Annotated in this window: 10 protein-coding genes; 5 read left to right on the forward strand and 5 right to left on the reverse strand. The window is 71.8% G+C overall.

Going from position 1 to position 13041, the window contains the following annotated elements:
• Positions 1–32: 32 nt before the first annotated feature.
• The 3 genes from rpmA to BN4251_RS12475 all read right to left on the reverse strand — a co-directional run bounded on the left by rpmA (position 33) and on the right by BN4251_RS12475 (position 3774).
• On the reverse strand, positions 33–287 hold the full coding sequence (gene rpmA / locus BN4251_RS12465) for a 50S ribosomal protein L27 (RefSeq protein WP_087485400.1): 255 nt from the start codon (positions 285–287) through the stop codon (positions 33–35).
• Between the two features lie 33 nt (positions 288–320).
• The gene (rplU, locus tag BN4251_RS12470) at positions 321–629 is read right to left on the reverse strand and encodes a 50S ribosomal protein L21 (RefSeq protein ID WP_015775855.1); all 309 of its coding nucleotides are present in this window, start codon (positions 627–629) and stop codon (positions 321–323) included.
• Between the two features lie 259 nt (positions 630–888).
• Positions 889–3774, reverse strand: a complete 2886-nt coding sequence (locus tag BN4251_RS12475; protein WP_087485401.1) for an Rne/Rng family ribonuclease — start codon at positions 3772–3774, stop codon at positions 889–891.
• 367 nt (positions 3775–4141) lie between these two features.
• On the opposite strand from BN4251_RS12475, the gene BN4251_RS12480 reads away from it, so the two are divergent.
• From BN4251_RS12480 to BN4251_RS12500, 5 genes are read left to right on the forward strand one after another with little or no spacing between them, the layout of a single operon-like run.
• Positions 4142–5698, forward strand: a complete 1557-nt coding sequence (locus tag BN4251_RS12480) for a cytochrome ubiquinol oxidase subunit I (RefSeq protein ID WP_087485402.1) — start codon at positions 4142–4144, stop codon at positions 5696–5698.
• Between the two features lie 20 nt (positions 5699–5718).
• The gene (gene cydB, locus BN4251_RS12485; RefSeq protein WP_170931957.1) at positions 5719–6801 is read left to right on the forward strand and encodes a cytochrome d ubiquinol oxidase subunit II; all 1083 of its coding nucleotides are present in this window, start codon (positions 5719–5721) and stop codon (positions 6799–6801) included.
• A 13-nt stretch (positions 6802–6814) separates the two neighbouring features.
• Positions 6815–8533: a thiol reductant ABC exporter subunit CydD gene (gene cydD, locus BN4251_RS12490; RefSeq protein ID WP_087485403.1), complete on the forward strand. Its 1719-nt coding sequence runs from the start codon at positions 6815–6817 to the stop codon at positions 8531–8533.
• Positions 8530–10260, forward strand: coding sequence for a thiol reductant ABC exporter subunit CydC (gene cydC, locus BN4251_RS12495; RefSeq protein ID WP_087485404.1), 1731 nt, complete (start codon positions 8530–8532; stop codon positions 10258–10260). Before cydD ends, cydC begins: the two co-directional genes overlap by 4 nt.
• Positions 10257–11390 (forward strand): sensor histidine kinase, encoded by a 1134-nt coding sequence (locus BN4251_RS12500; RefSeq protein ID WP_087485405.1) that lies wholly within the window; start codon positions 10257–10259, stop codon positions 11388–11390. Before cydC ends, BN4251_RS12500 begins: the two co-directional genes overlap by 4 nt.
• 9 nt (positions 11391–11399) lie before the next feature.
• Here the strand turns inward: BN4251_RS12500 and BN4251_RS12505 are convergent, their stop codons facing one another.
• Both BN4251_RS12505 and mutM read right to left on the reverse strand, forming a co-directional pair.
• Entirely contained in the window at positions 11400–12029 is a 630-nt protein-coding gene (locus BN4251_RS12505) for a response regulator transcription factor (protein ID WP_087485406.1), read from the reverse strand.
• Between the two features lie 55 nt (positions 12030–12084).
• A complete protein-coding gene (gene mutM / locus BN4251_RS12510; protein WP_087485407.1) occupies positions 12085–13041 on the reverse strand; it encodes a bifunctional DNA-formamidopyrimidine glycosylase/DNA-(apurinic or apyrimidinic site) lyase in 957 nt (318 codons plus the stop codon).

Raw genomic sequence — 13041 nt, forward strand, 5'->3', positions numbered from 1 at the left:
AGCTGTGCGTCCCGGTGACCGGGACGAGGTGCTCAGACCGTCTCGACGACGCTGACCACGCGACGGTCGCGCTTGTGACCGAACTCCACGGTGCCCGCGGTCAGCGCGTACAGCGTGTCGTCGTTGCCGCGACCCACGCCGTCACCGGGGTGGATCTTGGTGCCGCGCTGGCGGACGATGATCTCGCCCGCGCCGACGATCTGGCCGCCGAAGCGCTTGACGCCGAGACGCTGGGCGTTCGAGTCGCGCCCGTTCTTGGAGGAGCTGACGCCCTTCTTAGATGCCATCTGGGATCAATCCTTGTCTGGTCGAGGGATCGCTCAGGCGATGCCCGTGATCTTCAGCCGGGTCAGCTCCTGGCGGTGGCCCTGGCGCTTCTTGTAACCGGTCTTGTTCTTGTAGCGGAGGATGCGGATCTTCTCGCCGCGGAGGTCCTCGACCTTCTCGGCGGTGACCTTGACCTTCGCGAGCTCGTTCTGGGCGGAGGTGACCTTGTCACCGTCGACCAGCAGCACGGGAGCGAGATCGATGCTGTCGCCCGCCTCGCCTGCCACGCGGTTGATCACGATGGTGTCACCGACCGACACCTTCTCCTGACGACCGCCTGCGCGGACGATTGCGTACACCACGTCAATGCTCCATCTTGTGAATCGGATTGCTCTTCGAGCCGTTCTTCCTACCGGGGTGGCACCGCGGACCTGCGACCGTCAACCGGGTCCGGCCCCTGCATGAGCAGGGTCGGGTGGGAGATGCGGTCGCGCGATGTCCACCGGAATCACGACTGCGGCACGTTCTGCGCCAGGGGACAGCTTACGATCCCCGCACCCCTCGGTCAACCACCGGACACGGTCCGACCTGCGAGAACGCGGTCACACCCTGTGGAACACGTCACCCCTCGTCGGGGGTGGTCTGCTCCTGCTCCGCGGTCCCGCTCGTGACGACCTCGCCGTCGACCGTCACCTCGGGCTGGCTGCTCGCCCCCGAGGCCGCGGCGATGGACGCGATCGTGGCGCGGGCCAGCGCGCGGCTGTCGGCGTCGTCCTCGAGGCGGTGGACGTCGCCCTGCGCCTCCTCGGCGCCGCTGTCCGTGCTCTCGCCCTCGTCCTTGGCGCCGCCGCGGCCGCGACGGCCCCGGCGCCGGGAGGACTTCGAGGAGTCGTCCCCGCCGCCGTTCCCGTTCCCGCTGCCGCCGCCGTTGCCGCCGTGGCTGTGGCTGCCGTCCATGTCGACCACCAGGCCGCGGCCGCTGCAGTGCTCGCAGGTGGCCGAGAAGGTCTCGACCAGGCCCTGGCCGACGCGCTTGCGCGTCATCTGCACGAGCCCCAGGGAGGTGACCTCGGCCACCTGGTGCTTGGTGCGGTCGCGTCCCAGGCACTCGACCAGGCGCCGCAGCACGAGGTCGCGGTTGGACTCGAGCACCATGTCGATGAAGTCGATGACGATGATGCCGCCGATGTCGCGCAGGCGCAGCTGGCGCACGATCTCCTCGGCGGATTCGAGGTTGTTCTTGGTGACGGTCTCCTCGAGGGAGCCGCCGGAGCCGGTGAACTTGCCGGTGTTCACGTCGATCACGGTCATCGCCTCGGTGCGGTCGATCACCAGGGAGCCGCCGGAGGGCAGGTAGACCTTGCGGTCCATCGCCTTGAGCAGCTGCTCGTCGATGCGGTGCTTGGCGAAGACGTCCTTCTCGCCGACGTGGCGGGTGACGCGCTCGAGCAGGTCCGGCGCGACGTCGCTGACGTAGGCGTGGACGTCGTCGTGCACCTTCTCGCCCTCGACGATCAGCGAGGTGAAGTCCTCGTTGAAGACGTCGCGCACGACCTTGATCGCGATGTCGGGCTCCTGGGAGAGCGCGACCGGGGCGGAGCGGTTCTTCTGCGCCTTCTGGATCTTCTCCCACTGCGCGCGCAGGCGCTCGACGTCGTGGGTGAGCTCCTCCTCGCTCGCCCCCTCGGCGGCGGTGCGCACGATGACGCCCGCGTCCTCGGGGATGATCTGGCGCATGATCTTCTTCAGCCGCGCGCGCTCGTTGTCGGGCAGCTTGCGGGAGATGCCGGTCATCGAGCCGCCGGGCACGAACACCACGTAGCGGCCGGGCAGGGAGATCTGACTGGTCAGGCGGGCGCCCTTGTGGCCGATGGGGTCCTTCGTGACCTGGACGAGCACCGGGTCGCCGCTCTTGAGCGCGAGCTCGATGCGGCGCGGCTGGCCCTCGAGGCCCACGGCGTCCCAGTTCACCTCGCCGGCGTAGAGCACGGCGTTGCGGCCCTTGCCGATGTCCACGAACGCGGCCTCCATCGAGGGCAGCACGTTCTGGACCTTGCCCATGTAGACGTTGCCGACCATCGAGGTCTGCGACTTCTGGGCGACGTAGTGCTCGACCAGGACGTCGTCCTCGAGCACGGCGATCTGGGTGCGGCCGGCGCGCTCGCGCACCACCATCGAGCGCTTGACGGACTCGCGGCGGGCGAGGAACTCGGCCTCGGTGATCACGTTGCGGCGACGGCCTGCGTCACGGCCCTCGCGGCGGCGCTGGCGCTTGGCCTCGAGACGGGTCGAGCCCTTGACGGCCTGGACCTCGTCGCGGGCCTCGCGGACCTTGACCACGGTGTTGGGTGGATCGTCGGACGCACCGGCGTCGTCGTTCCCGCTGCCGGAGCGGCGACGGCGCCGACGGCGGCGCGAACCGGACGAGCTCGAGGAGCCGGACTCCCCGTTCTCGCCGTTGCCCTCGCCCCCGGAGGAGTCGTCCTGGGAGGAGTCGGAGCTGGCGTCCTCGCCCTCGGCGGAGCTCTCTGCGGAGTCGCTGTCGACGGAGGAGTCGTCGTCCCCGCGGCCGCGGCCGCGTCGTCCCCGGCCCCCGCGACGGCGGCGGCGCCGGGAGCTGCTCCCCGGGCCGTCGGAGGAGCGGCGCTCGTCGTTCTCGCCCTCGTCCTCGGAGCCCTCGGAGTCGTCCTCGGCGGAGGTGGGGGCGGAGTTGTCCTCGGACGCCTCGGCGGCGCCGGCCTCACGCTGCGAGGAGCGGCGCGAGCGGCTGCGGCGCGAGCGGGACGGGGACTGCTGCTCGTCCTGCTCCTCCTGGGCGTCCTGAGTCGAGTCGTCCTCGTCGTCCACCTCGGCGGCGGCGAAGGAGAGGTCCGCGCTGCCCACCGGGGCGTCGTGCGCTCCGACGGTGGTGCGCGGCTGCGGGGTGGGTGCCTGGAACAGGAGGGAGGCGAAGTCCATCTGGACCTGCTCGCGGCGGCGGGCGCGGTCCTCGTCCGCGTCGTCCTTCTGGCCGGTCGTCGCAGCCTTGCGGGCGGGCTCGGTCTCCGCGGTGCCGCGGGCCGAGGCCAGGGCGCGCAGATCGCCCACGACGGGGTTCGCGTCCGCGGGGTTCTCTTCCACGGCGTTCACGTCCGCCGGGTTCTCCGCGGCGGTCTGCTCGTCGGGCTCGACCGCAGCCTCCTCGACAGCCGGCTGCTCCGGCTGCGCGGGCTCGGGGGTCGGCTCAGGTGCCGGCGCGGTCGCCGTCGGGATCACGGGCGCGCCGGCCGGCGCGCCGGCGCGGCGGCGGAGGCGCTTGGGGGCGGCCGTCGGCTCGGGCGCCGCGGCGGTGGTCTCCTGCGGGGCGACCACGGTGCGCGGTGCGGTGGTCGCGGGCTGCTCGACGGTGGGCGGGGTGAAGGCAGGTGCTCCTGCGGGGGCTCCGGCACGGCGGCGACGACGCGCGGGGGCGGTGGTCTGCGTCTCGTCGGACGAGTCGTTCTCGGGATTATGGGTGCTGTCAGCCATACGGCCGTCTCCTTCTGGAGGACCAGCGCACCCTGGTCCCGTCTGGTCATCGTCTCTGTGGACGGAAGTCTCAAGCCCTCGCCGTCGCGCAGCTCCCCGTGGAAGCGCTGCGATGCCGACCGAGGGAGCACTGCGGTCGCGGTCGTCCGCGTAGCCGGTGCTCCGACGTCACGACGCCGGGAGGTTCTCCCACCCGGTACGGAGCGGGAGAGTGCCGCGATCAGTATGGCACAGGGGCTCCGCGCGCCCCTGTGCGACATGCGCTGCGGATCATGGCCGGTTCGCCCGGACCAGGACCATCGTCCTGCTGGCCCCGGGCGCCCGCCCGTAGCTTTTATAACGTCGTGTCGCTCGGCCGGAAGGACCCATGGAAGCCCTCGACCTCGCACGGTGGCAGTTCGGCATCACCACCGTGTACCACTTCATCTTCGTGCCGCTCACCATCGGCCTGTCGCTGCTGGTCGCGATCATGCACACTCGCGCGGTGTTCTCCAAGGACCCGGTGCGCAAGGACGCCTGGACGCGGATGACGAAGTTCTTCGGCTCGATGCTGATTGTGAACTTCGGCATCGGCATCGCCACCGGCATCGTGCAGGAGTTCCAGTTCGGCATGAACTGGTCCGAGTACGCCCGTTACGTGGGCGACGTGTTCGGCGCCCCGCTCGCCCTCGAGGGCCTGGCGGCGTTCTTCCTCGAATCGGTGTTCCTGGGGCTGTGGATCTTCGGCTGGGGCAAGATGCCCGAGAAGATCCATCTGCTGACGATCTGGGCGGTCGCGATCGGCACCACCCTGTCGGCCTACTTCATCATCGCCGCGAACTCGTTCATGCAGCATCCCGTCGGCGCGATGCTGAACCCCGAGACGGGGCGCGCCGAGCTCGATCCCTCCCAGGGCTCGATCCTCGCGGTGCTCACCAATGTCACCGCGCTCGCGGCGTTCCCGCACGTGGTCTCCGGCGCCTGGCTGGTGGCGGGGGCCTTCCTCACCGGCGTCGCCTCCTGGCACATGGTCACGCACCACCGCCGGGCGCGGCAGCTCGGCCTGGACACCGAGGAGGGGCAGGAGCAGCACCTCGCGTCGCGCGACCTGTACCGCCCCACGGTGCGCTTCGGTGTGATCGCGATGTGCGTCTCCGCCGTGGTGCTGGTCATCTCGGGCGATGTGCAGGCGAAGCTCATGTTCGAGCAGCAGCCGATGAAGATGGCGTCGGCCGAGGCGCTGTGCGAGACGCAGACGGACGTGCCGTTCTCCATCCTCACCGTCGGCGGGCCCGATGCCTTCAGCGAGGACTGCGACGGCGTCACCCACATCATCGAGATCCCCTATGTGACCGGGATCCTCGCCACCAACGATCCGCATGCCGAGCTGCAGGGTGTGGACGACCTGAACGCCCAGTACAAGGAGCAGTTCGGTGAGACCGCCCTGAACATCCACGGCGAGGAGGTCGAGGTCGACTACCGGCCCAACCTGTTCGTCACCTACTGGTCCTTCCGCCTGATGATGGGGCTCGCGGCCTTCAGCGGGATCCTCGCCCTCTGGGCGCTGTGGGTCACCCGCGGCAAGGGTGAGAACGCCCGCACCACCGGGTCGAAGGCCTTCCAGTGGTTCGCGGTGCTGTCGATCCCGATGCCGTTCTTCGCGAACTCCGCCGGCTGGGTGTTCACCGAGATCGGTCGCCAGCCCTGGGTGGTCCACCCCAATCCGCTGGATCCCACTGTGCGGCTGATGACGATGCAGGGGGTCTCGGCCAATCCGGGCTGGATGGTGCTGACCTCGCTGGTGGCCTTCACGTTGGTGTACGGCGTGCTCGCGGTGATCTGGTTCCAGATGATGCGCAAGGCGGCTCTGAAGGGCGCCCCGCTGCCGAAGCGGGATGAGCGCACCCAGGAGCTCGACACCCCCACCCTCTCCTTCGACTACTGAGACAGGGACGAGAACTGATCATGGATGCCATGCTCGAGCCCACGGTCCTGCAGACCCTGTGGTTCTTCCTCATCGCCTTCTTCTTCCTGGGCTACTTCGTCCTCGAGGGCTTCGATTTCGGAGTGCAGATGAACGTCGCCACCGTGTGGCGGCGCGGCTCCGGCACGCGCGGCACGGTGCTGAAGACCATCGGCCCCGTCTGGGACGGCAACGAGGTCTGGGTGATCACCGGCGGCGCGCTGCTGTTCGCGGCCTTCCCCGAGTGGTACGCGACGCTGTTCTCCGGCTTCTACCTGGCGCTGCTGCTCCTGCTGCTGGTGCTGATCGTGCGCGTGTGCGCCTTCAAGTGGCGGGACAAGGTCGATTCCGAGCGCTGGCGCACGAGCTGGGACGTGGTGCACGTGATCGGCGGCTTCGCGCCCGCGCTGCTGTGGGGCGTGGCCTTCGGCAACATCGTCTCCGGGGTCTCGATCGACGAGAACCGCTGGGTGACCACCACCCTGCTGGAGCTGCTGAACCCCTTCGCGCTGCTGAGCGGGCTGGTGTTCGTGCTGCTGTTCTGGCTGCACGGCACCCTCTACCTCACGCTCAAGATCGAGGGGCCGCTGCGCGAGGACGCGAACCGCTGGGCGGGCCGGCTGGTGTGGCCCACGATCGTGGCCGGCGCCGCCTTCCTGCTCTGGTACCAGTTCGCGCACTCGAACACCTGGCTGACCCTGATCCCGGTCGCGGTCGCGGCGCTCGCCCTGCTCTCCGTGGTGCCGCTGAACCGGGCGCGCCGCGAGGGCCTCGCCTTCGGGGCGACCACCACCGCGATCGCCGCGGCATCGATCACCCTGTTCGGCGGCCTGTTCCCCTACGTGATGCCCGCGGCGAACGATCCGGCGAACTCGCTCACGGTCGCGAACGCCTCCTCGACCTCGCACACCCTGACGGTGATGCTGGTGGCGCTGTGCATCCTGATGCCGATCGTGCTGGCCTACACCGTGTGGACGTATCGGGTGTTCCGCCACCGGGTGCGCGATGAGGACTCCCCCGCCCCCGGCTCCCAGCTGCTCGAGAAGGCCAAGCGGGGCTACCGGGAAGCCTTCGAGCAGGACTGACACACTGGCCACGATGACCACCACCGCCGCAGGGCCGCTCACCGCCGGGGCCGACGCCGACGCGCCCGCCGCCCCGCGCCGGAGCCGTGCGCCGCTGGATCCCCGCCTGGTGCGGGAGGTGCACGCGGCACGGCGCCACGTGGCGCTGACGGTCGCCCTCGGGCTCGTGCAGTCGGCGAGCATCGTCGTCACGGCGCTGGTGATCGCCCGCCTGGGCGCGCAGCTGCTGGTCGAGCGGGAGGTGCCGGAGGGGACCCCGGGCCTGCTGCTGGTGCTGGTGGCGGCGCTCGCGGTGCGCGCCGGGGCGGTGCTGGTCGAGGAGGCCACCGCCCACCGCGCCGCGACCGAGGCGATCAGCGAGCTGCGAGGGCGGATCGTGGTACATGCCGCGCGCCTGGGCCCCCGTGCCGGAGCAGGCCGCGGCGCGGATCTCACCTCGCTCGCGACCACCGGCATCGAGAACCTCCGCCCGTACCTGGTGGGGTACGTGCCGCAGCTGATGCTCTCGCTCACCGTGACACCTCTGTGCCTGCTCACGATCTACCTGCTGGACCCCCTGAGCGCCGGGATCGCGCTGTTCACGCTGCCGCTGGTGCCGCTGTTCATGATCCTGGTGGGCAAGCTGACCGTGGGCCGCTCCGAACGGCTGATCGCGGACATGCGCTCGCTGTGGGCCCAGCTGCTGGACCTGGTGGACGGCCTGCCCACGCTGCGGGCCCTGGGCCGTGAGAAGGGCCCGGAGAAGATGGTGCGGACGCTCGGCGACCGCCACCGCTCCTCGGCGATGGGCTCGCTGAAGTACGCCTTCCTCTCCTCGATGGTGCTCGAGCTGCTGGCGACGCTGTGCGTGGCCCTGATCGCGGTGAATATCGGGATGCGCCTGGTATACGGGCACATGGATCTCGCGCCCGCGCTCGCGGTGCTCGTGCTGGCCCCGGAGATCTACCAGCCGCTGCGCAACGTCGGCTCCCAGTACCACTCCTCGACCGACGGGCTCGCCGCCGTGGGCGCCGCCTTCGAGGTGCTCGACGAGCCCGCTCCGGCCGACGGGACCGTCCAGGCTCCCGCTCTGCGCGGCGCGACGCTCCGCCTGCGCGGAGTCTCGGTGCGCTCGCGGGACGGCTTCGCGCCGCACCGGGCCGAGCTCGAGGTGCGCCCCGGGCGCGTGCTCGCGGTGACGGGCGCCTCGGGCTCCGGCAAGACCACCGCCGTGCAGGTGCTGCTGGGCCTGCTCGAGGCCGATCAGGGCACGGCGGAGATCGTCGCTGCGGACGGTGCTGTCACCGATGTGCGCGAGGTGAGGCGGCGGAGCCTGTGGGAGCAGGTGGCGCTGCTGCCCCAGCGGCCGGTGCTGCCGCCGGGCACGATCCGCTCTGTGCTCCTCGGCGCCCGCCCCGGTGCGGAGCAGGCGGAGCTCGAGGCCGCCGCGGCCGCGACAGGGCTGGACGCGGTGATCGCCGAACGCGGCTGGGACGCCGATCTGGGCCGCGCCGGCAGCGGGATCTCGCTCGGTGAGCGTCAGCGTCTGGCCCTGGCCCGGGCGGTCCTCTCCTCCACCCCGCTGGTGGTGCTGGACGAGCCCACCGCGCATCTCGACGGCGCCACCGAGCAGGTGGTGCTGGATCTGATCGAGACGCTGCGCGGTGAAGGGCGCACCGTCGTGGTGATCGCGCACCGGTCCCGCCTGGTGGAGACCGCCGACGAGGTCGCCGTGGTGGAGGCCGGACGATGAGCGCCACCCCTGCCGCCCCTGTCGCCGCTGCCGCCCCTGCTGCTCTGCGCCGCGCCGAGCGGGCGCTCGAGATCCCGCCCGCGCGCCTGCTCGCGGCGGTGCTCGCCGGCTGTGCGACCCTCGGCTCCGCCTTCGCGCTCGCCGCGGTCTCCGCCTACCTGGTCACCCGGGCCTGGACGATGCCGCCGGTGCTGGACCTCACCGTGGCGGTGGTGATGGTGCGCGCGCTCGGCGTCTCCCGCGGCGTGTTCCGCTGGCTCGAGCGGATGCTCACCCACGACCTCGCCCTGCGCGGCGTGGTCTCCCTGCGCACGAACCTGTTCACCGCGCTCGCCGCGCGCCGGGACGATGCGCTGACCCGGCTGCGGCGCGGCGATCTGCTGGCCCGGCTCGGGGATGACGCGCAGGAGCTCGGCGACCACGTCATCAAGGCGGTGGTGCCGGGCATCGTGGCGGTCGTGATGTGCGTGGCGGTGCTCGCGACCTTCGCTCCGCTCTCGCTCTCGGCGACGGCGACGATGCTCGCGGCGCTGCTGCTGGCGAGCCTCCTGGCGCCGCTGGCCGCGTTCCGGGCCGCGCGGCTGACCGAGCAGGCTGTGGTGACCACCCGCTCCGACGTCAGCGCGCGGGCGCTCGAGATCCTCGACGACGCCACCTCGCTGCAGGTGGACGGCCGTCTCGAGGCCGCTCTCGAGGAGCTGCGTGCCGGGCAGTCGGCGCACGATGCGGCGATCGACCGTGCCGCCCTGCCGGCCGCCATCGCCTCCGCCGCGGTGCCGCTGACGATGATCCTCGCCGTGACCGGATCGCTGCTCGCGGCCGGCACGGCGTGGCTCGACGGCGGCGCCTCCGCAGGGCAGATCGGCATCCTGCTGCTGCTCCCGCTGTCCTCCTTCGAGGCCGCGACCACGCTCCCCGCGGCCGCGACCCAGTACGCCCGCTCGCGCGCCGCCGCGCAGCGACTGGAGGCGCTGGTCGGTCCTGCCGAGGACGCGACGGCGACCAAGCCGGCCCCCGCCACCGCGCTGCGACCTGCGTCGGCCGCTCTGCGCGCGGTGGGGCTGAGCGCCGGGTGGTCCCCGGAGCGGCCCCGGGTGAGGGCGCTGGACCTCGACCTGCCGCCCGGCTCGCGTCTCGCCGTCGTCGGCCCGTCCGGCAGCGGTAAGTCGACCCTGCTGGCGACGCTCGCGGGTCTGCTCGCACCGCTCGAGGGCCGCGTGGAGCTCGACGGGCACGCTCTTGCCAGGCTCGAGGCGGACCAGGTGCGCTCCCGCGTGACGATGTTCGCCGAGGACGCGCACGTGTTCGCGACCACCGTGCGGGAGAACCTGCGCGTGGTGCGCGGAGACCTCGAGGACGCCCAGGTGCGGGCGGCGCTCGACGCCGTCGGCCTCGACGACTGGATCGCGTCGCTGCCGGCGGGCCTGGACACCATGCTGGGACCGGACGGCACCACCATCTCCGGCGGGGAGCGTCGGCGCCTGCTGCTGGCCCGGGCCGTGGTGCGCGGCGGTCCGGTGCTGCTGCTCGACGAGCCCACCGAGCATCTGGACACCGCGCGCGGTGATCAGCTGCTGCGTGCCCTGCTGGATCCGGGGGATGATGCTCTGGTGCCGGAGGGGACCACGGTCGTGGTGGTGACCCACCGCGTCGAGGCGATCCCGCACGGCACCCCGGTGCTGTCCCTCGGCCCTGATGCCGCCGCCCGTCTCGAGGAGAGCCGATGACCTCGCCCATCCCCCCGTCACGGGCCCAGCGGCCCCGCATCCAGGACCTCGCCGGCGCCGTCCTCGCCGGCAGCGAGACCGAGGACCTGCTGGATCTGCTGCTGCACTCCTCTCGCGGAGATCTCGACGCGCGCAGCGCCGTGCTGGTGATGCCGCTGACACCGGGCGCCTGGGCGGTCGAGATGGTCGAGGGCGCGGACTCCGACGTGCTGCTGGGCGAGGATATCGCCGCCGACTCGCCCGCCGGGATCGGCCTGCAGCACGCGGACCCGGAGGCGCTCGAGGCGATCGGCTCCTGGGAGGTGGGGTCGGAGCGGCGCCGGGCGCTGGTCGCGGTGATCGACGCCGCCGAGCACGGCACGGGTCTGCTCGCCGTGCTGCGCGACGAGGACTCGTCCCCCTTCACCGAGGCGGACCGGGAGCGGCTCGACTCCCTCGCGGCCCTGCTCGCCCTCACCCTGCGCGTTCCGACGCTGCGCTCGAGCAGCGAGATCGACGACGAGCGCGGACGCATCGCCCGCGACCTCCACGATCTGGCGATCCAGGAGCTGTTCGCGGTGGGCATGGAGCTCGAGAGCCTGGTGGAGTCGCTCGGCTCGCCCGACGTGACGCCGTCGAAGGCGCGGATCCGCAGCTCGGTCGCGACCTCCGTGCAGGGGGTCGAGAACGCGGTCGCCCAGATCCGGCAGATCGTCCAGTCGCTGCGGCGCGAGCGCTCCGAGGCCACGCTCACCGAGCAGCTGCGCCACGAGGTGGGGCTCGCGACGGCGGGCCTGGGCTTCGTCCCCTCGATGCGGCTGCCTCCGCGGCCCTCCGAGATGGATGCCGAGCTGCCTCCGGAGATCGCGGAGGACGTGGTGGCGGTGGTGCGCGAATGCCTGGCCAATGCGGCCCGGCACGCTCATGCGAGCGCGGTCGCGGTCTCGGTGAGCGTGTTCTCCGAGGGCGTGGACCGGGTGGTGCAGGTCAACGTCTCCGACAACGGACGCGGGATCGACCCCTCGGTGCGCCGTCGCAGCGGGCTGGCGAACATGTCCGCGCGGGCGCGGCGTCACTCCGGGTGGGTGGACGCGATCAACCTCGAGCCGGGCACGATGATCTCCTGGCGGGTCACCCTGCCCGCCACGTGAGGACTCAGCTCACTGGGGCTTCCAGCCGGCGCGGCGACGGGCGGCGACCATCGCCGCGACCTGGGTGCGGCGCTGCATGCCGAGGGTCTGGAGGATGACCGTGACGCGGTTCTTGACCGTCTTCTCGGCGATCCCGAGCTCCTCGGCGATCTCGCGGTTCGAGTGGCCGTCGCCGATCAGCTCGACCACCCGCTGATCGGACTCCGACAGCCCCGTCTCGTCCTCGACGTGCGCGGCCGGCCAGATCGACTTCCCGCCCCGGATCGCGATGATCGCCTCGACGATCTCCTGCGAGCGGGCGGACTTCAGCATCAGCCCGGCGGCCCCCGCGGCCTTCGACTCGCGCAGCGCCGCGTCATCGTCGAAGCTGGTCAGCACCAGCATCAGCTGCTCGGGGTCCAGCTCGCGGGCGGCCTTCATCACGTCGATGCCGGTGCCGTCGGGCAGCTGGAGGTCCACCACGAGCACCTCGGGACGGATCGCGGGCAGGCGGCGGGTCGCCTCGGCCACCGAGGAGGCCTCGCCGATCACGCTGAGCGACTCGCTCGCATCGATCACGGTGACGATCCCCCGGCGCACCACCTCGTGGTCGTCCACCAGCATCACGCGGATCGGGCCGGACTGTTCGGTCGCTGTCACGGAGCGTCCTTCCTGCATCACCTGGTGAGATCTGTCGTCGACGAATCTACCGCACCTACAGGGGCCCCGCGGGAACGGTCCTGCGCTGGCACCGCGGGCAGAAGTGCGAGGAACGGTTCTGGTGCATCACCCGTCGGATCGTGCCGCCGCACCGCGCGCACGGCTCGCCCTCGCGGCCGTAGGCGTTCAGGGAGCGGGCGAAGTACCCGCTGCGGCCGTCCACGTTCACGTACAGGGCATCGAAGCTGGTACCGCCCACCTCGAGCGCCCGCTCCATCACCTCGCGGGCGGCGCGCAGGATCGTGAGCGCCCGGCGCTGGCTGAGCGCCGCGCCGGGGGTGTCGTAGCGGGTGCGGGCCGCCCACAGCGCCTCGTCGGCGTAGATGTTCCCGATCCCGGAGACGATCTCCTGGTTCAGCAGCAGGGTCTTCACGGCGCTGCGGCGGCCGCGCAGAGCACGGGCCACGTCGGGCAGGTCGATCGCGGGGTCGAGCAGGTCTCGGGCCACGTGCGCGGCGTCGGCGGGCAGCAGGGCGTCGGGACTGCCCACGCCCGCGAGGGCCCCGTCGGGCGCCTCGACCAGCTCGCTGGTCCACAGCCCGCCGAAGAGCCGCTGGTCGATGAGGTCCACGCGGGTGCCGTCATCGAGGTGCAGCGAGAGGCGGCGGTGGCGCAGCGGATCGGAGGCGGGCCCCTCGGAGGGTGCGGTGGGGGCCGTGGCGACAGCTCCGGTGGTGCCGATCCGCAGCTGGCCGCTCATGCCCAGGTGCCCCATCAGGGCCTCACCCGTCTCGGCACCGGCGCCGTCGGCCAGACGCCACCACAGGAATTTCCCGCGCCGCACCACGGCGGAGAGGGTGCTGCCGAGCAGCGCGGCGCGCAGCCGGTCCGCTCCCCCGGGCTGGCGGCGGATGATGCGAGCATCGAGCAGCTCGAGCCCGGTGATGGTGCGGCCGACGGTGCGGGGCTCGAGGCCCCGCCGCACGACCTCGACCTCGGGCAGCTCGGGCAT

The organism is Brachybacterium massiliense (assembly GCF_900184245.1).
GTDB lineage: Bacteria > Actinomycetota > Actinomycetes > Actinomycetales > Dermabacteraceae > Brachybacterium > Brachybacterium massiliense.